The sequence below is a fragment of the Pseudoflavonifractor phocaeensis genome (assembly GCF_021531815.1).
GTDB classification, from domain to species: Bacteria; Bacillota; Clostridia; order Oscillospirales; family Oscillospiraceae; genus Lawsonibacter; species Lawsonibacter phocaeensis_A.
Genome location: NZ_JADYUM010000020.1, coordinates 20,906 through 43,724, shown reverse-complemented (window position 1 = coordinate 43,724; position 22,819 = coordinate 20,906). Strand labels below are relative to the sequence as shown.

The window sequence follows — 22,819 nt, the reverse complement described above, 5'->3', positions numbered from 1 at the left end:
GCCCAGGCGGCCACAGGGGTGTTGTCCGGCTTCGGGGTGGGGGGCGGCACCCTGCTGCTGGTCTATATGACCGCCTTCGCCGGGCTGGACCAGCGGCTGGCCCAGGGGATCAACCTGCTCTATTTCCTCCCTGCCGGGCTCATGGCCCTCCCCGCCCACATCAAAAATGGCTGCATCGAGAAAAAAGTGCTGGCGCCCGCCATCGGAGCGGGGCTGCTGTGCGCCGCTCTGGCCGCCTGGGCGGCCACCGCCGTGGAGGTGGAACTGCTGCGGAAATGCTTCGGCGGATTCCTGGTTCTGGTGGGGATCACAGAACTGTTTGGAAAAAGGAGGTAAGGGCGTACAACGTGCGCCCTTACCTCCTTTCTTTGCAGAGCCGGGGTTTGCCCCGGCCGCCATAAACGGTCACGCGGGTTTTGAGGATGTACGTTCCCGGCGGAACAGCAGGGACCAGAAGGCCACCACTCCGATCCAGCCCAGGCCGGTGGCCAGGGCCACGGCGGACAGGCCCAGCTTGGGCGCCAGCAGCCAGGATAAAATGACCCGGAGGGTGATGTGCCCTGTGGCGCCGATGACAGGGATGTTCACGCGGCCGCGGCCCTGAAAATAGCCCGCCAGGCCGCTGCCCAGGAAGTTGAACAGATAGAAGCAGGCCACCAGGCGCAGGTAGCCCACTGCCGGCCCCAGACTGTCCGCGCTGTTTTCCGGCAACACCAGCCTCAGCGCGGGTACCGCCCCCGCCAGCATCAGTGCGGACATAAAGAGTCCAAGGGTGGCCAGCAGCCGCTGCCCGGTGAAGAAGCCCGTCCGGACCCGTTTTGGGTCTCCCGCTCCGGTGTTCTGGCCGGTGAAGACGGAGACGGCGGTGTGGCCGCTGTCCCCGAAGGAGTTGGCGAAGCCCTCGATGCGGGTGGCGGCGGTGTAGGCGGAGATGGCCCCGGTGCCCAGGCTGTTCACCGTCCCCTGGACCAGCAGCTTGCCGATATACAGGTTACACATGTGGAGGGAGGACACCAGGCTGAAATGGGCGGTGCGGCGGAGGAGGGGGCCGTCGTAGGCCATGTCCCCCCGGTGGAACATGAGCTGGGGGAAGCGCCGGGCCAGATAGGTCAGGCACAGCAAAGCGGCCAGGGCCTGGGCCAGCACGGTGGCCCAGGCAGCTCCTGCCACCCCCATCCCCAACCCCACGATAAAGGCCAGGTCCAGAGCCAGGTTGGTCCCCATGGAGATCATCAGAAAGACCAGGGCCGCTCCGGTGCTGCCCACTGCCCGGAGGACGGCGGAGCCCAGGTGAAAGGCGAAGGCGGCCAGGAACCCCAGAAAGATGACATGCAGATAGTCGGAGGCGAAGCCCCGGATGGCGGCGGGGGTCCGGAGCAGGACCAGCAGGGGGGAGAGAAGGAGAAGGGCGGCCGCCGTCAGCCCCAGGGTGAGCAGTCCGCCGAACAGGGAGGTGAGAAAAAAGTCCCGGCGAAAGGCGGGGCCGTCTCCCGCTCCGTGGAGCTGGGCCAAGAGGACGCCCGCGCCGGAGCACCCCCCGCTGATGAGAAAGAGAAACAGGTTCATTACCGACCCAGCCACTCCCACGGCGGCAAAGGCTCCGTCCCCCACGAAGCGTCCCACGATGACGGCGTCAATGGTGTTGTAGAGCTGCTGAAGGATGTTTCCGGCCAGAAGGGGGAGGGCCAGGGCAATGAGCTGGCGGCGGATGGGGCCGCGGGTCAGGTCGGCGGCTGCGGTCATGTTGGGACCTCCTCAGGGTTGGTAGGCCCAGTATACCGGAGAAAAGCGACCCTTGCAAAATGCCGATTTTGCCGTTAAAATATAACATATCAATCATATTTTGGAGGATGGATATGACGCAGCAGGAGATCGAGGTGTTCCTGGCCGTGGTCCGGACGGGCAGCGTGTCCGGGGCGGCCCAGGCGCTGTACATCACCCAGCCGGCGGTGAGCCGGCACATCCGGACCCTGGAGCGGGAGTTGGGCTGTCCCCTCCTGGTCCGGGGACGGGGCGTGCGCCGGGTGGAGCTTACCGACCAGGGGCGGGATTTCATCCAGGTGGCGGAGAAATGGCGGCAGGTGTGGCAGGAGGCCAGGGAGGTGGCGGGCCGGGACCGGGCGCGGACCCTGAACGTGGCCTCGGTGGGCAGCGTCAGCACCTATCTGCTGCCCCCGGTGTTCCGGGCCTTTCTGGAGGAGACCCCGGGCCGGGCCCTGACCTTCCACAACTACCATTCCCAGGAAGCCTATGGCTATGTGGCCGAGGGCCTGGTGGACCTGGCCCTGATCTCCGACGACATGTACCACCCCCAGGTGGAGACTATCCCCGCCTTCCGGGAGCCTATGGTGCTGGTCACCGGACCGGGCAGTCCCCTGCCCCCCAAGGTCCACCCCGCCCAGCTGGACCCGGCCCGGGAGCTGCGCCTGCCCTGGAATCCGGAATACGACCTCTGGCACTCCTTCTGGTTTTCCGGCGGGGCCCAGCCCCGGGCGGTGCTGGACCAGATGTCCCTTCTGGAGGACTTTTTCCGCTGGCGGGAGGGCTGGGCGGACAGTTGGGCCATCGCGCCCGCCATGGTGGCCCAGGCCCTGCGCGCGCGCACCGGGGCGGAAGTCAGGCCCCTGGAGGAAGGCCCGCCCGACGAGATTATCTATTATCTCCTGGGCCGGCGGCGGAAGCCGGAGCTGACCCGGGCCTTTCTGGCCTGCCTGGACCGGGAGTTGGCCCGCCGCCCCCAGCTGGAATCCTATTTGAAATAATTTTTCATTTGTTCTGGCCGGCTATATCCGATATGATGGGAAAAAGGTCCCGCGCCAAAGCCTGCGCGGGACGAAAGGAGAAGGCATATGTGGTTTGACCAAGCGGTGGTTTACCAGATCTATCCCCTGGGCCTGTGCGGGGCCCCCGCGGACAACGACGGCAATCCCCAGCCCCGCATCCTGTGCCTGCTGGACTGGGTGGACCATATCAAAAGGACGGGAGCGGACACGGTGCTCCTCAACCCGGTGTTTGACAGCGACCGCCACGGCTACGACACCCGGGACTATTTTCAGGTGGACCCTCGGCTGGGCACCAACGAAGACCTGGCCCAGGTGTGCCGGGCCTTCCACGACGCGGGGCTGCGGGTGATGCTGGACGGGGTGTTCAACCATGTGGGCCGGGGCTTCTGGGCCTTCCGGGACGTGCGGGAGAAGAAGTGGGACAGTCCCTATCAAGATTGGTTCCACATCAGCTTCGACGGAAACGCCGACCGGAACGACGGCTTCTGGTACGAATCCTGGGAGGGCCATAACGAGCTGGTGAAGCTGAACCTCTGGAATCCGGCGGTGGTGGACCACCAGTTCCGGGCCATCCGGTCCTGGGTGGACCAGTTCGGCATCGACGGCCTGCGGCTGGACGTGGCCTACTGCTTGCCGCCGGAGTACCTGAAGCAGCTGCGGGCCTTCACCAGCAGCCTGAAGCCCGGCTTCGTCCTGATGGGGGAGACCCTCCACGGGGACTATAACCGCTGGATGGGCCCGGAGCTGTGCCACAGCGTCACCAACTACGAGTGCTACAAGGGCCTGTGGTCCAGCTTCAACTCCCTGAACCTCTTTGAGATCTGCCACTCCCTGGCCCGGCAGTTCGGGCCGGAGCAGTGGACCCTGTACAAGGGGGCGCACCTGTTGTCCTTTCTGGATAACCACGACGTGACCCGCATCGCCACCCAGCTCAGCGACCCCAACCATCTGCCCCTGGCCTACGCCCTGCTCTTCGGAATGCCTGGGGTGCCCGCCCTCTATTACGGCAGCGAGTGGGGCGTCCGGGGAGACAAGCGGGAGGGGGACAACGCCCTGCGCCCCGCCCTGGAACGTCCGGAGTGGAACCAACTGACGGACTGGATCGCCAGACTGGCCGCCGCACGCAAAAACAGCCCCGCCCTGTGCCGGGGGTCCTACCGGAACGTGATGCTCACCAACAAGCAGGCCATCTTTGAGCGGAGGACGGAGGAGGAGCGGGTGCTGGTGGCCGTCAACATCGACAGCCAGCCCTATTGGGCCCACTTTGACGCGGGCTGCGGCGCCGCTGTGGACTTGATCTCCGGCGCGCCCCATGACTTCGGCGGAGGCAGCGAGCTGCCGCCCTACAGCGCGTTTTTCTGGAAAATGGAGCGGTGAGTAAAACTATGCAAAAATTTATTCTGTGCGTTTTTCGGAAGTGGATAGGGTGTTTTAATGGCAGTTTGCCCCAGGAGATAGTCCATGCTGACTTGGTAGAGACGCGCCAGTAAAACCAGCGCGTCGATTGGGAAATCTGAAATTCCAGTTTCGTAGCGAGAATAGGTGTTTTGCGTTATGTTTAGGTACTTCGCGATTTCTTTTTGCGTATAGCGATGTTCAAGCCGCAGCATGCGGACGCGTTCTAATTTCATGTTGTGATGTTTCATCAGTATCATCCGGGATCTATCATATACGGCCCGGGGAAGCGTATTTTGGTTTTATCTGAAATTGGGATATTTTATTGCTGTGGTATGCGCGCATGATTCAATAAAAAGCGGAAGGCATCTGCCTTCCGCTTTTTATTTGTTTGATGCCCGCCGCCCCGCCAAAGCCTCGTAGTGTCCGCTGAGGGCCAAGAGCTGTTCCACCTGCCCGGGAGACAGCTCCACGCCCCCGCCCAGCTGGCTGACCTGGGCGTAAATTCTGGCGGTCTGCTCCACGGTCTCCATCCGGTCGAAGGCGGTCCACAGGTCCTTGCCCCAGGTCAGGGCCCCGTGGTTGGCCAGCAGCACCGCGTTGTGGCCGTCCACATAGGGCAGAATGCTGTCGGGCACCTCATGGGTGGAGGGGAGGGCGAAGGGAGCCACCGGTACCTCCCCCAGGCCGCTGATGGTCTCGGTGAGGTACTTCTGGGACAGGGGACGGCGGCAGATGGCGAAGGCGGTGGACACAGGCGGGTGGGCATGGACCACGGCCCCCACATCGGGCCGTTCCCGGTAGACCAGCAGGTGCATGGCCATCTCCGAGGAGGGCCAGCGGTCCCCCTCCAGCACCTGGCCGTCCAGACCGCAGACCACCAGCATGTCCGGCTCCATCCGCCCCTTGGACGCCCCGGAGGGGGTGATGAGTATCCGGTCCCCCTCCAGGCGCAGGGACACGTTGCCGTCGTGTCCCACCACATAGCCCCGGTCATACAGCAGGCGGCACACCTGACACAGCTCCCGACGATGATCCTTCACGCCCACCGCTCCTTTTGAACAATATTACAGGAAGATCTTGCTCTCCGCCCGCCGTCCGGCGTACTGGTCCTCCAGCTCATGCTGGTGGTACAGGTAGCCCTCATGGTCAAAATACTTGGCGCCACGTGGGCACTTCTTCACGCAGGCGCAGCACTTGATGCACTTGCCCACCACACTGGACACGTCCTGGGGATCGATGGACCCCATGGGGCAGATGCGGGCGCAGAGGCCGCACTTGACGCACTTGGCCGGGTCGGTGACGGGCTTGGCCTTGAGGAAGTCGCGGATGGGCTCCCCGTGGCGGTCCCGGGGGGTGTAGTAGGGGCGGATGGGGTCGCAGCCCTCCACCTCCACCGCCTGGGCGGGCGCCTCTGTCAGGGCTTTTACCTTGGCGGCGGTCCGGTCCGCCAGCTGCTGGACCAGGGCCATGTCGTCCCCGTCGGGCCGTCCAGCCCCCAGAACCTTGGAGAAGGAGTGCTCGCCCACGAAGGCGCCGGCAGACACGGGGCAGAAGCCGTTGTCCCGGGCCACGTTTCGCAGCTCCATCAGGCCGTCGTCAAAGTTCCGGTTGCCGTACAGCACCACGGGGACGGCCAGGGCCCCACCGCCGTGGATGCGGTCACGGACGTAGGGCAGGATCAGGTTGGGCACTCGTCCGGCATAGACGGGGACGCCCAGTACCACCAGATCCCCGGGGTCGAAGGTCAGGTCCTCCTCACGGGCCTTGGGCAGATTGAAGCTGTACTCCTGCCAGCCGGCCCCCAGCTGCTCCGCCAGAGACTTGGACAGGGCGGTGACCACCTTTTGGGTGGTCCCGGTGGCGCTGAACCAGACAGACCACACAGTTTTGATCTCCATAAGTAGTTTTCCTCCCTAATATTCCATTTGGTATTTGACGTTTTGGGTCACAGGTCGTAGAGCACCACCTGGGTGTCCGCGACGAATTGCTCCTTGAGGGCGGCGATCTTGGCCATATGGGGCTGGGTCAGATGGACCTTCTGGGCCTCGCGGCTGGTCCACTTCTCCATGAGGAGCAGGCTGTCCTCATCCCCCACAGGCAGAAAGTAGTCGTACTGGAGGCAGCCCGCCTCCCGGCGGACCTCCGCCTGAACGCCGCAGGCGGCGATCCCGGCCAGGAAACCGGCCCGCCCTTCGGGCTTCATGGTATAGGTGACATTGATTCCCAACATCATTAGTTCCTCCTCTGTTTCATCAAATGTGCCTCAGCCTCTCATCCGCTTGAAGTCCAGGTATCCCTCCAGGATCAGGGAGGCGGCCACGGCGTCCACCGTCTTTTTCCGCTTTTTGGCATTTTTCCCCGCCTCAAAGAGGATGCGGTGGGCGTCTACCGTGGTCCGCCGCTCGTCCCACAGCACCACCTTCAGGCCGGTGGCCTCCTCCACCTTTCCGGCGAAGGCCCGGTACAGCTCCGCCCGGGGCCCCTCGGTGCCGTCCATGTTCCGGGGGAAGCCCATGACCAGCTCGTCCACCTGGTTCTCCCGGACCATCCGGGCCAGCTCTGAGAGGACGACCTCCTCCTTCCGGCTGTGGATGGTGGTGGCGCTGCCCGCCAGAAACCCGGTGGGGTCGGAGAGAGCGACCCCGGTATGGGCGTCTCCGTAGTCGATGGCCATGATCTTCATGGGCGTCACATCCTTTCTGTGACACCATCATACAGGAAAACAAAGCAAATTACAATCAGTTTTGTGCGGCGGCCTGGAGAAAGAAGCGCGGAGGCAAAATGGCGGCAGGTTGAAAAATAAAATGTTTTATTGGCATAATGACTGCGCTTTTGGAAAAGCTATCCCCGTAAGCCAATCCAAGGAGGTAATCTGATATGGTGATGGACAGAATCGCCCTGACCCTGCTGATCATCGGCGGCCTGAACTGGGGCTGCGTGGGCCTGTTCCAGTTTGACCTGGTGGCCTTCGCCTGCGGAGGCTCGGGCAGCATGATCAGCCGGGTGGTCTACACCCTGGTGGGCCTGTCCGCCGTGTGGTGTGTCTCCCTGCTCTTTCGGGACAAGGACCCGGTGGAGGAGCGGAACTGACTGGAAAACAGGACCGGGAGACCGGAGAACAAAGGACGCCGCGGGATTTTACATTCCGGGGCGTCCTCTTTTTACATGAAAACGGGATTTTACAAAGAGTTAACACAGCGGCTGTTTCGCATTTTACATAGGGTTTTTATACTGGGCACCGTAGACCAAAACAGAATCCAATGACGAAAAAAGGAGTACTTAAAATGAAAAAACTGACTTGTCTGGGCCTGTCCGTGGTCATGGCCCTGTCCCTGCTGGCCGGCTGCGGCGGCAGCGGAAACAACACCGCTTCCAACACCACTACCAATACCAACACCAGCGCCAGCCAGCCCGCTTCCACCCCTGACAACACCAAGCTCAGCGGCACCATCTCCACCAACGGTTCCACCTCCATGGAGAAGGTCATCCTGACCTTGAACGAGCAATTTGGCATCGACAATCCCGACGTGAAGGTCTCCTATGATCCCACTGGCTCCGGCACCGGTATTGAGGCAGCCAAGAACGGCACCGCCGACATCGGCCTGGCCTCCCGCGGCCTGAAGGACGAGGAGAAGGCCGCCGGCCTGAAGGAGACTGTCCTGGCTCTGGACGGCATCGCCGTCATTGTCAACGCCCAGTCCAACCTGGAGGACCTGACCGTGGAGCAGATCGCCCAGATCTTCACTGGCGAGATCACCAACTGGTCTGAGTTGGGCGGCGCCGACGGCGAGATCGCCTGTATCGGCCGCGAAGGCGGCTCCGGCACCCGGGACGGCTTCGAGTCCATCACCGGCACCACCGACAAGTGCGTGCTGGCCCAGGAACTGACCTCCACCGGCGCTGTCATCGAGGCGGTGAAGAACAACCCCCAGGCTATCGGCTACGCCTCCCTCTCCTCCGTTGAGGGCAAGGACGGCATCAAGGCCCTCACCGTGAATGGCACCGCCTGCACCGAGGACACAGTCCTGGACGGGACCTACGCCATCCAGCGTCCCTTCGTCCTGGTCACCAAAGAAAATGAACCCCTGAGCGATGTGGCCCAGGCCTACTTCGACTGGGCGACCTCCTCCGCCGCCTCCGAGCTGATCCGCTCCGCCGGCGCCGTCCCCGTGGCCTGACCCGATGACCCGATACCAAGCCCCCGCCCCACACCGGGACGGGGGCTATTCCCCTAGGATTAAGGGACCATAGAAAGGAGAGCTCCCCGTGGAAAGCGAGAAGATCATGGAAAGACCTGCCCCGGCTCCCGCCACCCCCGCGGACAGCGGCCTGGGAAACCGCCTGCGTAAGAGCCGGGAGGCCATGGAGTTTGGCTTCCAGACCCTGTTTTTGCTGTGCGGCTTCGTGTCGGTGGCCTGCGTGCTTTTTATCTGCCTCTATCTCATCATCTCCGGCCTGCCCGCCATCCTGGAGATCGGCGTCACCGATTTCCTGTTCGGCACCGAGTGGGCCGGCAAGCAGGATAAGTTCGGTATCCTGCCCTTTATTCTCACCTCCGTGGCAGGCACTGCCGGAGCGGTACTGGTAGGGGTGCCGGTGGGCGTCCTCACCGCCCTGTTTCTGGCCAAGGTGGCACCCCCCAAGGTGGCCCGGGTCATCCGCACCGCCGTGGAGCTTCTGGCCGGCATCCCTTCCATCGTCTACGGCCTGGTGGGCATGATCGTGCTGGTCCCCGCCATCCAGCGGGCCTTCAAGCTGTCCTCCGGCGCCTGCCTGCTGGCGGCCATCGTGGTGTTGGCCATTATGATCCTGCCCTCCATCATCAACGTGGCCGAGACCTCCCTTCGGGCGGTACCCCGGGAGTATGAGGAGGCCAGCCTGGCCCTGGGGGCCACCCATATCGAGACCATCTTCCGTGTGTCCCTCCCCGCCGCCCGCTCCGGCGTGGCCACCGCCATCGTCCTGGGGGTGGGCCGGGCCATCGGGGAGGCCATGGCCATCATCATGGTGTCCGGCAACGTGCCCAATATGCCCGGCGGCCTGTTCACCTCGGTGCGCTTCCTCACAACCGCCATCGCCTCCGAGATGTCCTACGCTGCGGTGGGCTCCCTGTGGCAGCAGGCCCTGTACTCGGTGGGCCTGGTCCTGTTCCTGTTTATCATGCTCATCAACGTGATCCTCAATGTCTTCATCAAAAATAAAAAGGAGGGGTAAGAGATGGAACAGCTTTCCCTGCGCCGCCGCCTCTATGACCGGGGGCTGCGGGTCCTTCTGTACCTGTGCGGAGCCCTGGTGTGTGCCCTCCTGGTCTTCCTCATCGGCTACATCTTTGTCCGGGGCCTGCCCCGGGTCACCTGGGAGCTGGTGTCCACCCAGAGCAGCATGATCCGGGGGACCATCGGCATCCTGCCCCATATCGCCAGCACCCTGTACATCATCCTGGTGACCATGGTCATCGTCCTGCCACTGGGGGTGGGGGCCGCCATCTACCTGACGGAGTACGCCTCCAACCGGAAGCTGGCCGCCATCATCGAGTTCGCCGCCGAGACCCTTACCGGCATCCCCTCCATCATTTTCGGCCTGGTGGGCATGATGATCTTCATCCAGACCTGCGGCCTGAAGGCCGGCGTGCTGGCGGGCAGCCTGACCCTGGTGGTCATGATCCTGCCCACCATCATCCGCACCACCCAGGAGTCATTGAAGACTGTGCCCCAGAGTTACCGGGAGGGGGCCCTGGGCCTGGGCGCGGGCAAGTGGCACATGATCCGCACCGTGGTGCTGCCCAACGCCGTGGACGGCATCGTCACCGGCTGTATCCTGGCCATTGGCCGCATCGTGGGGGAGTCCGCCGCCCTGCTGTTCACCGCCGGCTTCGGCACGGTGCTGTACAGCTTTAAAGAGGCGCTGACCAACTCCTCCGCCACCCTGACCCTGGCCCTGTACCTCTACGCCAACGAGCGGGGGGAGACCGATGTGGCCTTCGCCATCGCCGCCATCCTCATGGCCCTCACCCTGGTCATCAATATGGCCGCCAAACTGGCGGGCAACAAACTGAAACAGAAGTGAATGCCCGTTTGCCGATCCAGGCAGGGCGGGGGCTTGCCCCCGCCGCAAGGGTTTTCCTGGAACGTCCGGTTTCAGGGGGCCGCGGCTTGCCGTGACTCTGCGGCCCCGGACTGACCCTTGCCCTACATGACATGGGGTTCAGGGTCTATGGGCATGTAAACGAAAATTGATCCCACAAACCGAAAAAGGAGTTTGACGATATGGAAGAAGCCATTCTCTCGGCCCGGGGGTTGAACCTCTATTACGGGGAGAACCACGCGCTGAAAGACATTATGATCGACATTCCGGAGCGGCGGATCACCGCCCTCATCGGCCCTTCGGGCTGCGGCAAGTCCACCTTTTTACGCACCATCAACCGGATGAACGACCTGATCCCCGGGGTGAAGATCAGCGGTTCCTTTACCTACCGGGGGGAGGAGATCTACGCCCCCGGCCGGGACGTGACCAGCCTGCGCCGCCACATCGGCATGGTGTTCCAGAAGCCCAATCCCTTCCCCATGTCCATCTACGACAATGTGGCCTACGGACCCCGGACCCACGGCATCCGGAACAAGGTGAAGCTGGATGAACTGGTGGAGGAGTCCCTGCGGGGGGCGGCCATTTGGGACGAGGTAAAGGACCGGCTGAAAAAATCGGCCCTGGGCCTGTCCGGCGGCCAGCAGCAGCGGCTGTGCATCGCCCGGGCCCTGGCGGTGAAGCCCGACGTGCTCCTGATGGACGAGGCTACCTCCGCTCTGGACCCCATTTCCACTTCTAAAATCGAAGACCTTGCGGCGGAGCTGAAAAAGGATTACACTATTATCATGGTGACCCATAACATGCAGCAAGCCGCCCGTATCTCGGACCATACGGCCTTCTTCCTCCTGGGTGAACTGGTGGAGTTCGGCGAGACCGAGCAGATCTTCTCCATGCCCCGGGACAAGCGGACCGAGGACTATATCACGGGGAGGTTTGGCTGATATGAGAAACACCTTTCAGGAGCAGCTGGAGCAGCTGAACGTGGAACTGATCCGGATGGGCGCGCTGTGCGAGGAGGCCATCTCCGACGCCACCAAGGCCTATCTGGAGGGAGACCGGGAACTGGGCCGGCAGGCCTGCCGCCTGGAGCAGGAGATCGACAACAAGGAGCGGGACATCGAGAGCCAGTGTATGAAGCTCCTTCTCCGGCAGCAGCCGGTGGCCCGGGACCTGCGGGCCGTGTCCGCCGCCATGCGCATGATCTCCGACATGGAGCGCATCGGGGACCAGGCCCTGGACATCGCGGAGATCGCCCGGGACATGGCCCCCAACCGGCTGGGCAGCCGGACCCCCATGGAGGAGATGGCCCGGGAGGCCATCGGCATGGTCACCGACAGCGTGGACTCCTTTGTCCGGGGGGACCTGAATCTGGCCCACGGGGTCATCGCCCGGGACGACAAGGTGGACCGGCTGTTCCTCCAGGTGCGGGAGGAACTCACCAGCCTGATCGCCGCGGGGGAAGACGGCTCGGTGTGCCTGGATATGCTGATGGTGGCCAAGTATTTCGAGCGCATCGGCGACCACGCCTGCAACATCGCCCAGTGGGTGGAATACGCCCTGACCGGGCAGTATGAAGAAGATTGAACGCCGCCCATAGGGCTCCTGCGCGGACGTCAGGACGGCGGCAAAGAAAGCGGCTGTCCGGCGCAAAGCGGACGGAGCGGAATGGAGTTTGTGAGGACAAAATGATCTATATTCTGGAGGACGATGCCAGCATTCGCAAGCTGGTGGTCTACACCTTGAACAGCCAGGGAATGGAGGCGGAGGGCTTTGAGCGGCCGTCCCAGTTTTGGAGCGCGCTGGAGCAGAAAAAGCCCGAGCTGGTCCTGCTGGACATCATGCTGCCCGAGGAGGACGGCCTCCAAGTGCTCAAGCGGCTCCGGGCCGATCCCAATACCCGGAAGCTGCCCGTTTTGATGCTCACCGCCAAAAGCACGGAGTACGACAAGGTGCTGGGCCTGGACCAGGGGGCGGACGACTATATCACCAAGCCCTTCGGCATGATGGAGCTGATGGCCCGTATCCGCACCGCCCTGCGCCACGCGGGACACGATCAGGAGGAGAAGGGCGCCACCTACCAGGTGGGAGAGCTGTATGTGGACCCGGAACGGCACATTGTCCGGGACGGGGACCGGGCGGTCACCCTGACGCTGAAGGAGTTTCAGCTGCTGTGCCTGCTGCTGGAGCGGCGGGGGACAGTCTTTACCCGGGACCAGCTGCTCAACACCATCTGGGGCTACGAGTTCGACGGGGCCAGCCGCACCGTGGACGTCCATATCCGCACCCTGCGCCAGAAGCTGGGGGCCTCGGGCAACTGCATCGAGACGGTGCGGGGCATCGGTTATAAAATCGCCGGGGAGTGAATACGGCGGATCAAGTTTCGTTTCGCTGCCCATGGAAGGGGAACCCGATATGATGTAGGGCAAGGGCTCTGCCCTTGCCTTTGACGAATGACCAGGTGCAAAGGACAGCCCGGGACCGCAGCGTCACGGCAAGTCGTGCCGCTATGAAATCGGACGCTCCGGGAAAACCCTTGCGGCGGGGGTTCGGATTCCATGGGGTGATAAACGAAGATTTACCCTACAATATCTCAAAAAAGGAGCCTGTTATGACAGCGAAAATATTTCGAAACTCCATGGCGGTGGGGATCTCGGTGTTCCTGCTGTCGGTGGCCCTGTTCATGGGGGTGCTGTACCAGTATTTCGGCGGCCAGCTTACCGACGAACTGGAGAACGAGGCTTGGCTGGTGGCACGGGGCGTGGAGCTCCAGGGCATGGAGTATCTGGAGGGGCTGAACTCCTCCAGCCGCATCACCTGGGTGGACCGGGACGGCACTGTCCTCTACGACAACATGGCGGATCCGTCCACCATGGAGAACCACTCTGACCGGGCGGAGATCCAGGACGCCATGCGGGGCAGCCAGGGGACGTCGGTGCGTGACTCCAGCACCCTGGCGGAAAAGACCTTCTATGTGGCCCGCCGTCTGGAGGACGGGACGGTCATCCGTCTGGCCAGCGCCCAGTACACCATTGTGGTGCTGCTGCTGTCCATGATCCAGCCCCTGATGATCATTTTGGTGGCGGCGCTGATCCTGGCGGCGGTGTTGGCCCACCGGCTGTCCAAGGGGATCATCCGGCCCATTCTGGACCTGGACCTGGAGCACCCGGAGGACTGCGACACCTATGATGAGCTGGCCCCCCTCCTGACCCGGATCCGCCGGCAAAATGACACCATCCGGCGGCAGATGGACCTGCTGCGCCAGCGCCAACAGGAGTTTGCCGCCCTGACGGAGAACATGTCCGAGGGCTTTGTGCTGCTGGACCAGAAGGGCCATATCCTGTCCCACAACAGCGGCGCGCTGCGGCTTTTGGGGACCATCGCGCCGGCAGAGGAGGCCAATGTCCTGACCCTGGACCGCAGCGACGCCTTCCGCCGGGTGGTGGAACAGGCGCTGGCCGGAAACAGGAACCAGGGCCGACTGGAGCGGGGCGGGCGGTGCATCCAGGTCATGGCCGACCCGGTGTCCCACGACGGCCAGGTGGTGGGCGCGGTGCTGGTGTTGGTGGACGTGACCGAGCGGGAGCAGGGAGAGCAGATGCGGCGGGAGTTTACCGCCAATGTCTCCCACGAGCTGAAAACTCCCCTGACCGCCATCTCCGGTATGGCGGAGATCATCAAAAACGGCATGGTGGAGCCGGAGGACATCACGGGCTTTGCCGGCGACATCTATAAGGAGAGCCAGCGGCTGATCGCCCTGGTGGAGGACATCATCCACCTGTCCCGGCTGGACGAGGGCGCCCCCAACCTCCAGCGGGAGGATGTGGACCTGATGGCGCTGGCCAAGAGCGCGGAGCAGCGGCTGGAGCCTCTGGCCAAAAAGGCGGGCGTTACCATCATGGTGGCGGGAGCGCCCTTCACTGTCCACGGTGTGCGGGCGGTTCTGGATGAAATGATCTACAACCTGTGCGACAACGCGGTCAAATACAACCGGCCCGGCGGCACTGTGGCCGTGTCCGTCTCCCCGGCGCCCGGAGGAAAGGGAGGAGAAGTGACGGTGTCCGATACCGGCATCGGCATCCCAGCCCAGGACCAGGAGCGGGTGTTTGAGCGCTTCTACCGGGTGGACAAGAGCCACTCTAAGGAAATTGGCGGCACCGGACTGGGGCTGTCTATCGTCAAGCACGGAGCGGCCCTCCACGACGCCCAGGTGGAGCTGACCAGCACCCTGGGGCAGGGTACCTCGGTGAAGCTGATCTTTTCCCGGTGATACATCCTTTGGGATGGGTCCGGGCCATGGGCCGCTGCAAGCCCCCTGTCAAAAACGGATTTTCCCCGGCCTTCGCACCGTATCTGAGCCTCCCGTGGCCAATAGGCCGCGGGAGGGATTTTTTTGGCTGTTTTGGAAAATATAAAATCGAAATACAGGGAACATTTGCGGAGCAACGCCGTCTATTGGGAAGAACGCGTAACGCGAAAAAGGAGGATATTGTCCATGAAGAAAATTTTGACCGCCGCCCTGGCGCTGGCGCTGACCCTGACCGCCCTGTCCGGCTGCGCCGGAAAGCCCGCTGCCGCTCCCGCCAGAACTCCTGAGGAACTGACCCAGCTCTACGCCGACGCCATTACCCAGAACGGCGGGGAGATGGTGGAGTACAACCCTGTGATCTCTGAGGTGAAAGAGGACGACATGTCCGCCATGATCCTGGAGAGCCTGGGACTGAACGCGGAGGACTTGGAGGCCTTTGGCATCAGCATGTCCATGATGAACGTCAAGGCCTACGGCATTGCCGCCGTTATGCCCGCCGAGGGCAAAGAGGGCGCGGTGAGGGATGCCCTGCAGGGCTTTATCGACAACCAGCGGCAGAGCTTTGAGCAGTATCTGGCTGACCAGTATGAGATCGCCAAGAGCGCCAAGCTGGAGACGCTGGCGGACGGCACTGTCCTCATGGTCATGTGTGAAAACTCCGACGCGGTCTATGAGGCCATCAAGGGAGCCATTGAGGGCTGATACCCGGCATGCGGTGAAACAGAAAAATAGGAAAAAGGCGGAGGCGTCCGGCTGGGACGCCTCCGCCTTTTTCCGCGCAAAGGACTATCATACAGCGGAAATGAATAAAGCGCGTATAAATTAAATGAATATTCAAATAATATTCATTTTTGTGAAAATTATAAGGGAACAGAAGGGGAAGAAATTGCATAATTATGCGAATCGGCGCTTGCATTTCCTTCCAAAGCGTGGTAGACTGATGCCACGATAGCAAGGGAGAACATGTCGGGATGGGCCGGATGGGCCGATCCGGCCTGTCCGGCCCGTGATTTTATGGAGGAATGCATCATGTCTGAGATCAAAAAAGTCGTGCTCGCCTATTCCGGCGGCCTGGATACATCCATCATCATCCCCTGGCTGAAGGAGAACTACAACAACCCTGAGATCATCGCCGTCTCCGGCGACGTGGGCCAGGGCACCGAGCTGGACGGCCTGGAGGAGAAGGCCATCAAGACCGGCGCTTCCAAGCTGTACATCGAGGACCTGACCGACGAGATGGTGGACGAGGTCATCATCCCCTCCATGATGATGGGGGCCAAGTATGAGGACTACCTGCTGGGCACCGCCTTTGCCCGGCCCATCATCGCCAAGCGGCTGGTGGAGATCGCCAAGAAGGAGGGCGCCGACGCCATCTGCCACGGCTGCACCGGCAAGGGCAACGACCAGGTCCGGTTCGAGCTGGCCATCAAGCGGTTCGCCCCTGAGATGAAGATCATCGCCCCCTGGCGGGAGTGGTCCATTAAGGGCCGTGACGAGGAGATCGACTACGCCGAGGCCCACAACGTCCCCCTGAAGATCAGCCGGGAGACCAACTACTCCAAGGACAAGAACCTGTGGCACCTGTCCCATGAGGGCCTGGACCTGGAGGACCCCGCCAACGAGCCCCAGTATGACAAGCCTGGCTTCCTGGAGATGGGCGTGTCCCCCGCCATGGCCCCCGACGCCCCTACCTACGTCACCCTGGACTTTGAGAAGGGCTGGCCCGTGGCCATCGACGGCGAGAAGATGAAGGCCAGCGACATCATCCGCAAGCTCAACGACCTGGGCGGCGCCAACGGCATCGGTCTGCTGGACATCGTGGAGAACCGTCTGGTGGGCATGAAGGACCGGGGCGTTTACGAGACTCCGGGCGGCACCATCCTGTACCGGGCCCATGAGGTGCTGGAGATGATCACCCTGGACAAGGATACCAAGCATATGAAGAGCAAGCTGGCGGTAGACTTCGCCGACCTGGTGTACAACGGCAAGTGGTTCACCCCCCTGCGGGAGGCCCTCACCGCCTTCGCCGTGGACACTCAGAAGCACGTCACCGGCACCGTGAAGCTGAAGCTGTATAAGGGCAACATCATCACCTCCTCCGTCACCTCCCCCGAGACCCTGTACTCTGAGGACCTGGTGACCTTCGAGGAGAGCGACTACGACCAGAAGGACTCCAAGGGCTTCATCAACCTGTGGGGCCTGCCCGATACCGTCCAGGCGCTGCGGGACCAGGGGAAGCTGAAATAAAAACATTTGGGTCGGGCGGGGGCTTGCCCCCGCCGTCCCTGTATTACGAACAAGGGGCGGGGGCGAGCCCCCGCCCTACCATACCAGTTTAGGAGCGGATAGTATGAAACTCTGGGCAGGTCGCTTCCAAAAGGAAACGGATACCTTAGTCAACGATTTTAACTCCTCCATCGGCTTTGACGCCCGGCTATACAAGCAGGACATCACCGGCTCCATGGCCCACGCCGCCATGCTGGGTAAGCAGGGCATCATTGAGGAGCATGAAGCCGAAAAGATCATCGAGGGGCTGAAGGCCATCCTGGCCGACATTGAGGACGGCAAAGTGGAGTTCTCTCTGGACAACGAGGACATCCACATGAACATCGAGGCCATGCTCACCCAGCGCATCGGCGACGCGGGCAAGCGCCTCCACACCGCCCGGTCCCGGAACGACCAGGTGGCGGTGGACACCCGGCTGTACACCAAAGAGGAGATCCCCGTCATCATCAAGCAGGTGCTGGACCTGGAGGAAGTGCTCATCAAGAAGGCCAAGGCCAACCTGGACACCGTCATGCCCGGCTATACCCACCTCCAGCGCGCCCAGCCCACCACCTTCGCCCATTACATGATGGCCTACGCCAACATGTTCAAGCGGGACGTGACCCGCCTGGAGGACTGCCTGGAGCGGCTGGACGAGTGCCCCCTGGGGGCCGGCGCCTTGGCCACCTCCACCTACCCCGTGGACCGGTTCGCCACCGCCGAGGCCCTGGGCTTCAAAAAGCCCACCGACAACTCCATGGACTCCGTCTCCGACCGGGACTATGCCATCGAGCTGCTGTCCGCCCTGTCCATCCTGATGATGCACCTGTCCCGGTTCTCCGAGGAGATCGTGCTGTGGTGCTCCTGGGAGTTCAAGTATGTGGACCTGGACGACGCCTACTCCACCGGCTCCTCCATCATGCCCCAGAAGAAGAACCCCGACGTGGCCGAGCTGGTTCGGGGCAAGACGGGCCGGGTGTACGGCTCCCTGGTCACCCTGCTCACCGTTATGAAGTCCCTCCCCCTGGCCTATAACAAGGATATGCAGGAGGACAAGGAGGCCTTGTTCGACGCCATTGACACCGTGGAGCTGTGCCTGCCTGTGTTCGCCGCCATGGTGGACACCCTGACGGTCCGGCCCAAGAACATGGCCAAGGCGGCCGCCGGCGGCTTTATCAACGCCACCGACTGCGCCGACTACCTGACCAAGAAGGGCCTGCCCTTCCGGGAGGCCTACATGATCGTGGGCCGTCTGGTCAATATGTGCATCAAGACCGGAGATACCCTGGATACCTTGACCCTGAAGGATTTCCGGGCCATCTCCAACCTGTTTGACGAGGATGTGTACGACGCCCTGGCCCTGAAGACCTGCGTCAACGGACGGAAGGTCTACGGCGGCCCGGCGAAAGAGAGCGTCCAGAAGCAGATCGCGCTGATCGAGGAATTTGTGGCGGCCCGGAAATAAACCGTTGCAAAAAGTCCTTCCCCATATCATAATAAAAATAACGAGATTGCCCGAAGCCTTTCCAAATCGTGGAGGGCCGGCCAGAGAAGAACAGAAACCAGGTGTGCAATATGAACAAACCCAAGGTATATATTGACGGCAAGGAGGGCACCACCGGCCTTCAAATTTACGAGCGGTTGGGGAACCGCGATGACATCGAGCTGCTCCTCATCGACGAGAACAAGCGGAAGGACACACAGGAGCGAAAGAAGTTCCTCAACGCCGCCGACCTGGTGTTTCTGTGCCTCCCCGATGGGGCGGCCATAGAGGCGGTGTCCCTCATCGACGATCCCAAGACCCGGGTCATCGACGCCTCTACCGCCCATCGCACCGCCGACGGCTGGGTGTACGGCTTTGCCGAACTGTTGCCCGGCCAGCGCCAGCGCATCCGCTTTGCCAGCCGGGTGGCCAACCCCGGCTGCCACGCCACCGGCTTCCTCTCCACGGCGGCCCCCCTGGTGGAATTGGGGGTGCTGCCCAAGGACTACCCCGTGGCCTGCTTCTCCATGACGGGCTACTCCGGCGGCGGCAAGAAACTCATCGCTGAGTATGAGGCGCCCGAACGCAGCGTCCTGCTGGATTCCCCCAATATCTACGCCACCGGCCTGAAGCACAAGCACCTGCCCGAGATGCAGAAGGTGGCGGGCCTGGACCAGCCCCCGGTGTTTGCCCCTATCCTGGGGGATGTGTACAAGGGCATGGCCACCACCATTCTGCTCCAGAACCGGCTGCTGAAGGGGACCCCCACCGCCCAGGACATCTGTGAGATGCTGGCCTCCTACTACGACGGACAGCAGCTGGTCCGGGTGGCGCCCTTCGGAGGCAGCGCCCCCCGTCTGGCCACCAACGCCCTGGCGGGCAAGGACTATCTGGAGATCACCGTCACCGGCCATGAGGGGCAGACCATGCTCACTGCCCAGTTTGACAATCTGGGTAAGGGCGCTTCGGGCGCGGCCGTCCAGAACATGAACATCATGCTGGGCTTCCAGGAGACGGCTGGCCTGAATCTGTAAGCGCAGGGGCGGCCCGCAGCCTCCCATTGGAATAGACGGCGGCCCCGGGCCGCTCATTCAACTTGCAAGGAGACGACCGATATGTTAAAGGAAATTTCCGGCGGCGTGTGTGCCGCCCAGGGCTTTGCCGCCTCCGGCGTCCACTGCGGCGTCAAGGCGGGCAGCAGCCCGGATAAGAACGACCTGGCCCTGATCCTGTCGGAGAAGGAGTGCACCGCCGCCGCCACCTACACCCTGAACCGGGTGAAGGCGGCCCCCCTGTACGTCACCATGGACCACCTGGAGAACGGGGTGGCCTGGGGCGTGGTGGCCAACAGCGGCAACGCCAACGCCTGCTGCCCCATGAGCCATGAGAACGCCGAGGCCATGTGCGCCGCGGCGGCCGCCGCCACCGGCCGGGAGCCGGAGGACTTTGTGGTGGCCTCCACCGGCGTCATCGGCCAGACCATCAACATCGCCGCCATCCAGGCGGGGATGCCCGCTGCCGCCGCCGCCCTGAACGGGAACGGCTCCGATGCCGCGGCCCACGCCATCATGACCACCGACACGGTGAAGAAGGAACTCGCCGTCTCCCTGACCATCGGGGGCAAGGAGGTCAAGCTGGGGGCCATCGCCAAGGGCTCCGGCATGATCCACCCCAACATGGGCACCATGCTGGCCTTTATCACCACCGACTGCGCCATCACCCATGAGATGCTGGAGGACGCCCTCCGGGAGGTGGTGTCCAAGACCTTCAACCGGGTCACCGTGGACGGGGACACCTCCACCAACGACACCTGCGTGGTGCTGGCCAACGGCATGGCGGGCAACCCCCTCATCGAGTGGAAGGATGAGGACTACGAGACCTTCAAGGCCGCCCTGGACCATGTGTGCCGCACCCTCTCCCGGGCCATCGCCGGGGACGGCGAGGGCGCCAGCCGGCTGATCACCTGCAAGATGGTGGGGGCCCGCAGCGAGGAGAGCGCCGAGCGGCTGGCAAAGGCCGTGGTGGGCTCCTCCCTGGTGAAGGCGGCCATGTTTGGGGCCGACGCCAACTGGGGCCGGGTGCTGTGCGCCATGGGCTACTCCAAGGCCCCCTTCCGTCCCGAGCATGTGGACGTGTCCTTCCAGTCCTGCGCTGGGGAGATCCTGGTGTGCGAGCAGGGCGAGCAGGTGAACTTTGACGAGGACAAGGCCAAAGAGATCCTGTCCCAGAAGGAAGTGGTCATCGCCGTCAGCCTGAACGAGGGCGAGGAGTCCGCCGAGTGCTGGGGCTGCGATTTGACCTACGATTATGTGAAGATCAACGGCGACTACCGGACTTGATGATTTTTCCGCGTCCGGTTGCCAAGGAAACAAAATAAAAAGGGGGAGCTACCCATGTCCTTCAACGAGGTGGACCGGACCCAGGTACTGGCTGAGGCCCTGCCCTACATCCAGAAATACTACGGCAAGACCATTGTGGTGAAATACGGCGGCAACGCCATGGTGTCCGAGGAGCTGCGCCGGGCGGTCATCTCCGACATCATCCTGCTGAACCTGGTGGGCATCCATGTGGTGGTGGTCCACGGGGGCGGCCCGGAGATCAGCGAGATGCTCAAGAAGGTGGGCAAGGAGTCCAAATTTGTGGACGGCCTGCGCTACACCGACCAGGAGACCATGGACATCGTCCAGCAGGTGCTGTGCGGCCGGGTGAACAAGGACCTGGTGGCCACCCTGAACCGCCTGGGCGGCCGGGCCCTGGGCCTGTGCGGCGTGGACGGCGCCATGCTCCGGGCCAAGAAGCTGGACGAGAAGTACGGCATGGTGGGCGAGATCACCCGTGTGGACCCCCGGCCCGTGGTGGACGCCCTGGAGCGGGGCTATATCCCCGTGATCTCCACCGTGGCCCAGGGGGAGGACGCCGACACCTCCTACAACATCAACGCCGATACCGCCGCCGCCAAGCTGGCTGTGGCGCTGAAGGCGGAGAAGCTGCTCCTCCTCACCGACGTCCGGGGCCTGCTCCGCGACCCCAAGGACGAGTCCACCCTGATTTCTGAACTCCAGCTCTCCTATGTCCCCGCCCTGGTGCGGGAGGGCGTGATCTCCGGCGGTATGATCCCCAAGGTGGACTGCTGCGTGGAGGCGGTGCGCTCCGGCGTCAAGTCGGCCACCATTCTGGACGGCCGGGTGGCCCACTCCATCCTCATCGAGCTGCTGTCCGACGCGGGCATCGGCACCATGCTGGTCAACTGAGGGCAGATGTGCCATGGCATGCCGCTTTTGCAGATAAAGGAGAATCAAACATGACATTTGAAGAGATCAAGGCTCTGGACGAGCAATATGTAATGCACTCCTACGGCCGGTTCCCCGTGGCCATTGACCACGGCAAGGGCGCCACCCTCTGGGACACGGAGGGCAAGGAGTATATCGATTTCACCGCCGGCATTGGCGTCACCTCCCTGGGCCACGGGAACCAGGGGTGGGTGGAGGCGGTGACGGCCCAGGCGGCCAAGCTGGGCCACATCTCCAACCTGTTTTACGCCGAGCCTTACGCCAAGGTGGCGCAGAAGCTGTGCGTCCGGACCGGGATGTCCAACGTGATGTTCTCCAACTCCGGCGCCGAGGCCAACGAGGCCATGATCAAGCTGGCCCGCAAGTACTCCTACGACAAGTACGGCAAGGGCCGGGGCACCATCATCACCCTGCACAACTCCTTCCATGGCCGTACCATCACCACCCTGGCCGCCACCGGTCAGGACAAGTTCCACGACTACTTCTTCCCCTTTACCGAGGGCTTCCGCTACGCCGACGCCAACGATCTGGACAGCGTGGAGGCGGTGGCGGGCCATGACGTCTGCGGCGTCATGATGGAGCTGATCCAGGGCGAGGGCGGCGTGATGCCTCTGGACCAGGAGTTCGTCCGGAAGGTGGCCGACCTGTGCGCCAAGCGGGATTGGTTGCTCCTTATCGACGAGGTCCAGAGCGGCGTGGGCCGCCCCGGCACCCTGTTTGCCTTCCAGCAGTACGGCATCCAGCCCGACGTGGTGTCCTTCGCCAAGGGCATTGCCGGCGGCCTGCCCTTCGGCGGCGTGATGGCCAATGAGAAGTGCCGGAACGTCTTCACCCCCGGCACCCACGGGACCACCTTCGGCGGAAACCCTGTGGCTGCCGCCGCGGCCTGCTATGTGCTGGACACCCTGGACGACAGCTTCCTGGCCCAGGTCAAGGAGAAGGGCGACTATCTCCGCGGCCAGATCGAGGCCATGGACCTGCCCTGCCTGGGCGCTGTCCGGGGCATGGGCCTGATGCTGGGCATCGAGGTCAAGGGGGACAAGAGCAATAAGGAACTGGCCGCCAAGCTGGTGGACAGCGGCCTGCTGATCCTCACCGCCGGACCCGGCCTGCGGCTGCTGCCCCCCCTGGTCATCACCAAGGAGGAGATGGACAAGGGCCTGGCCATCATGAAGGTGACTCTGGCGTAACGGAAGGAAAAGCCCCTATG

Annotated in this window: 24 protein-coding genes; 18 read left to right on the top strand and 6 right to left on the bottom strand. The window is 63.0% G+C overall.

Annotation, left to right across the window (positions count from 1 at the left end; genetic code table 11):
- A partial coding sequence (locus I6E42_RS11190) for a TSUP family transporter (protein ID WP_235372024.1) occupies nt 1–336 on the top strand: 336 nt, incomplete at its 5' end.
- A 69-nt stretch (nt 337–405) separates the two neighbouring features.
- Here I6E42_RS11190 and I6E42_RS11185 read toward each other — a convergent pair.
- Nucleotides 406–1,743 carry an MATE family efflux transporter gene (locus I6E42_RS11185; protein WP_235372023.1) on the bottom strand — a complete coding sequence of 446 codons (1,338 nt, stop codon included), beginning with the start codon at nt 1,741–1,743 and terminating at the stop codon, nt 406–408.
- Between the two features lie 113 nt (nt 1,744–1,856).
- Between I6E42_RS11185 and I6E42_RS11180 the strand changes: the two genes are divergently transcribed.
- Nucleotides 1,857–2,762: a LysR family transcriptional regulator gene (locus I6E42_RS11180; protein WP_235372022.1), complete on the top strand. Its 906-nt coding sequence runs from the start codon at nt 1,857–1,859 to the stop codon at nt 2,760–2,762.
- A gap of 87 nt (nt 2,763–2,849) precedes the next feature.
- Nucleotides 2,850–4,160 carry an alpha-amylase family glycosyl hydrolase gene (locus I6E42_RS11175; RefSeq protein ID WP_235372021.1) on the top strand — a complete coding sequence of 437 codons (1,311 nt, stop codon included), beginning with the start codon at nt 2,850–2,852 and terminating at the stop codon, nt 4,158–4,160.
- Here the strand turns inward: I6E42_RS11175 and I6E42_RS11170 are convergent.
- The 5 genes from I6E42_RS11170 to ruvX all read right to left on the bottom strand — a co-directional run bounded on the left by I6E42_RS11170 (nt 4,127) and on the right by ruvX (nt 6,864).
- Nucleotides 4,127–4,429 (bottom strand): helix-turn-helix domain-containing protein, encoded by a 303-nt coding sequence (locus I6E42_RS11170; protein WP_235372020.1) that lies wholly within the window; start codon nt 4,427–4,429, stop codon nt 4,127–4,129. The genes I6E42_RS11175 and I6E42_RS11170 overlap by 34 nt on opposite strands.
- Before the next feature lie 132 nt (nt 4,430–4,561).
- Entirely contained in the window at nt 4,562–5,221 is a 660-nt protein-coding gene (locus tag I6E42_RS11165) for a class II aldolase/adducin family protein (protein ID WP_235372019.1), read from the bottom strand.
- A gap of 24 nt (nt 5,222–5,245) precedes the next feature.
- Nucleotides 5,246–6,079, bottom strand: coding sequence for a 4Fe-4S binding protein (locus I6E42_RS11160; protein WP_235372018.1), 834 nt, complete (start codon nt 6,077–6,079; stop codon nt 5,246–5,248).
- A 47-nt stretch (nt 6,080–6,126) separates the two neighbouring features.
- Nucleotides 6,127–6,414 (bottom strand): putative quinol monooxygenase, encoded by a 288-nt coding sequence (locus I6E42_RS11155; RefSeq protein ID WP_235372017.1) that lies wholly within the window; start codon nt 6,412–6,414, stop codon nt 6,127–6,129.
- Nucleotides 6,415–6,444: 30 nt separating this feature from the next.
- Nucleotides 6,445–6,864, bottom strand: a complete 420-nt coding sequence (ruvX, locus tag I6E42_RS11150) for a Holliday junction resolvase RuvX (protein ID WP_235372016.1) — start codon at nt 6,862–6,864, stop codon at nt 6,445–6,447.
- Between the two features lie 194 nt (nt 6,865–7,058).
- Here ruvX and I6E42_RS11145 point away from each other — a divergent pair, with 194 nt between their 5' ends.
- From I6E42_RS11145 to I6E42_RS11075, 15 genes are all read left to right on the top strand, one after another.
- Complete coding sequence (locus tag I6E42_RS11145) at nt 7,059–7,271, top strand: DUF378 domain-containing protein (RefSeq protein WP_235372015.1); 213 nt, start codon at nt 7,059–7,061, stop codon at nt 7,269–7,271.
- Nucleotides 7,272–7,465: 194 nt separating this feature from the next.
- Nucleotides 7,466–8,359 (top strand): phosphate ABC transporter substrate-binding protein, encoded by an 894-nt coding sequence (locus I6E42_RS11140; protein ID WP_235372014.1) that lies wholly within the window; start codon nt 7,466–7,468, stop codon nt 8,357–8,359.
- 184 nt (nt 8,360–8,543) lie between these two features.
- The gene (gene pstC / locus I6E42_RS11135; RefSeq protein WP_235372027.1) at nt 8,544–9,395 is read left to right on the top strand and encodes a phosphate ABC transporter permease subunit PstC; all 852 of its coding nucleotides are present in this window, start codon (nt 8,544–8,546) and stop codon (nt 9,393–9,395) included.
- A gap of 3 nt (nt 9,396–9,398) precedes the next feature.
- Entirely contained in the window at nt 9,399–10,247 is an 849-nt protein-coding gene (gene pstA / locus I6E42_RS11130; RefSeq protein WP_235372013.1) for a phosphate ABC transporter permease PstA, read from the top strand.
- A gap of 200 nt (nt 10,248–10,447) precedes the next feature.
- Complete coding sequence (gene pstB / locus I6E42_RS11125; protein ID WP_235372012.1) at nt 10,448–11,206, top strand: phosphate ABC transporter ATP-binding protein PstB; 759 nt, start codon at nt 10,448–10,450, stop codon at nt 11,204–11,206.
- Nucleotide 11,207: 1 nt separating this feature from the next.
- A complete protein-coding gene (phoU, locus tag I6E42_RS11120) occupies nt 11,208–11,849 on the top strand; it encodes a phosphate signaling complex protein PhoU (protein ID WP_235372011.1) in 642 nt (213 codons plus the stop codon).
- Between the two features lie 101 nt (nt 11,850–11,950).
- Nucleotides 11,951–12,628 carry a response regulator transcription factor gene (locus I6E42_RS11115; protein ID WP_235372010.1) on the top strand — a complete coding sequence of 226 codons (678 nt, stop codon included), beginning with the start codon at nt 11,951–11,953 and terminating at the stop codon, nt 12,626–12,628.
- 245 nt (nt 12,629–12,873) lie between these two features.
- Nucleotides 12,874–14,532, top strand: a complete 1,659-nt coding sequence (locus tag I6E42_RS11110; protein ID WP_235372009.1) for a sensor histidine kinase — start codon at nt 12,874–12,876, stop codon at nt 14,530–14,532.
- A 225-nt stretch (nt 14,533–14,757) separates the two neighbouring features.
- A complete protein-coding gene (locus tag I6E42_RS11105) occupies nt 14,758–15,273 on the top strand; it encodes a DUF4358 domain-containing protein (RefSeq protein ID WP_235372008.1) in 516 nt (171 codons plus the stop codon).
- 327 nt (nt 15,274–15,600) lie between these two features.
- Nucleotides 15,601–16,818 carry an argininosuccinate synthase gene (locus tag I6E42_RS11100; RefSeq protein ID WP_235372007.1) on the top strand — a complete coding sequence of 406 codons (1,218 nt, stop codon included), beginning with the start codon at nt 15,601–15,603 and terminating at the stop codon, nt 16,816–16,818.
- Between the two features lie 103 nt (nt 16,819–16,921).
- Complete coding sequence (gene argH / locus I6E42_RS11095) at nt 16,922–18,301, top strand: argininosuccinate lyase (RefSeq protein WP_235372006.1); 1,380 nt, start codon at nt 16,922–16,924, stop codon at nt 18,299–18,301.
- Between the two features lie 110 nt (nt 18,302–18,411).
- On the top strand, nt 18,412–19,353 hold the full coding sequence (argC, locus tag I6E42_RS11090; protein WP_235372005.1) for an N-acetyl-gamma-glutamyl-phosphate reductase: 942 nt from the start codon (nt 18,412–18,414) through the stop codon (nt 19,351–19,353).
- A gap of 81 nt (nt 19,354–19,434) precedes the next feature.
- Nucleotides 19,435–20,658 (top strand): bifunctional glutamate N-acetyltransferase/amino-acid acetyltransferase ArgJ, encoded by a 1,224-nt coding sequence (argJ, locus tag I6E42_RS11085; RefSeq protein ID WP_235372004.1) that lies wholly within the window; start codon nt 19,435–19,437, stop codon nt 20,656–20,658.
- Nucleotides 20,659–20,712: 54 nt separating this feature from the next.
- Entirely contained in the window at nt 20,713–21,570 is an 858-nt protein-coding gene (gene argB, locus I6E42_RS11080; RefSeq protein WP_235372003.1) for an acetylglutamate kinase, read from the top strand.
- A gap of 50 nt (nt 21,571–21,620) precedes the next feature.
- Nucleotides 21,621–22,799, top strand: coding sequence for an aspartate aminotransferase family protein (locus I6E42_RS11075; protein ID WP_235372002.1), 1,179 nt, complete (start codon nt 21,621–21,623; stop codon nt 22,797–22,799).
- The last annotated feature ends 20 nt before the right edge of the window (nt 22,800–22,819 follow it).

Bases quoted from the DNA above. Each gene is read 5' to 3' on its own strand.
- I6E42_RS11185 (WP_235372023.1), bottom strand. From the start codon at position 1,743: ATGACCGCAGCCGCCGACCTGACCCGCGGCCCCATCCGCCGCCAGCTC.
- I6E42_RS11180 (WP_235372022.1), top strand. From the start codon at position 1,857: ATGACGCAGCAGGAGATCGAGGTGTTCCTGGCCGTGGTCCGGACGGGC.
- I6E42_RS11175 (WP_235372021.1), top strand. From the start codon at position 2,850: ATGTGGTTTGACCAAGCGGTGGTTTACCAGATCTATCCCCTGGGCCTG.
- I6E42_RS11170 (WP_235372020.1), bottom strand. From the start codon at position 4,429: ATGAAACATCACAACATGAAATTAGAACGCGTCCGCATGCTGCGGCTT.
- I6E42_RS11160 (WP_235372018.1), bottom strand. From the start codon at position 6,079: ATGGAGATCAAAACTGTGTGGTCTGTCTGGTTCAGCGCCACCGGGACC.
- I6E42_RS11155 (WP_235372017.1), bottom strand. From the start codon at position 6,414: ATGATGTTGGGAATCAATGTCACCTATACCATGAAGCCCGAAGGGCGG.
- ruvX (WP_235372016.1), bottom strand. From the start codon at position 6,864: ATGAAGATCATGGCCATCGACTACGGAGACGCCCATACCGGGGTCGCT.
- I6E42_RS11145 (WP_235372015.1), top strand. From the start codon at position 7,059: ATGGTGATGGACAGAATCGCCCTGACCCTGCTGATCATCGGCGGCCTG.
- I6E42_RS11140 (WP_235372014.1), top strand. From the start codon at position 7,466: ATGAAAAAACTGACTTGTCTGGGCCTGTCCGTGGTCATGGCCCTGTCC.
- pstC (WP_235372027.1), top strand. From the start codon at position 8,544: ATGGAGTTTGGCTTCCAGACCCTGTTTTTGCTGTGCGGCTTCGTGTCG.
- pstA (WP_235372013.1), top strand. From the start codon at position 9,399: ATGGAACAGCTTTCCCTGCGCCGCCGCCTCTATGACCGGGGGCTGCGG.
- pstB (WP_235372012.1), top strand. From the start codon at position 10,448: ATGGAAGAAGCCATTCTCTCGGCCCGGGGGTTGAACCTCTATTACGGG.
- phoU (WP_235372011.1), top strand. From the start codon at position 11,208: ATGAGAAACACCTTTCAGGAGCAGCTGGAGCAGCTGAACGTGGAACTG.
- I6E42_RS11115 (WP_235372010.1), top strand. From the start codon at position 11,951: ATGATCTATATTCTGGAGGACGATGCCAGCATTCGCAAGCTGGTGGTC.
- I6E42_RS11110 (WP_235372009.1), top strand. From the start codon at position 12,874: ATGACAGCGAAAATATTTCGAAACTCCATGGCGGTGGGGATCTCGGTG.
- I6E42_RS11105 (WP_235372008.1), top strand. From the start codon at position 14,758: ATGAAGAAAATTTTGACCGCCGCCCTGGCGCTGGCGCTGACCCTGACC.
- I6E42_RS11100 (WP_235372007.1), top strand. From the start codon at position 15,601: ATGTCTGAGATCAAAAAAGTCGTGCTCGCCTATTCCGGCGGCCTGGAT.
- argH (WP_235372006.1), top strand. From the start codon at position 16,922: ATGAAACTCTGGGCAGGTCGCTTCCAAAAGGAAACGGATACCTTAGTC.
- argC (WP_235372005.1), top strand. From the start codon at position 18,412: ATGAACAAACCCAAGGTATATATTGACGGCAAGGAGGGCACCACCGGC.
- argJ (WP_235372004.1), top strand. From the start codon at position 19,435: ATGTTAAAGGAAATTTCCGGCGGCGTGTGTGCCGCCCAGGGCTTTGCC.
- argB (WP_235372003.1), top strand. From the start codon at position 20,713: ATGTCCTTCAACGAGGTGGACCGGACCCAGGTACTGGCTGAGGCCCTG.
- I6E42_RS11075 (WP_235372002.1), top strand. From the start codon at position 21,621: ATGACATTTGAAGAGATCAAGGCTCTGGACGAGCAATATGTAATGCAC.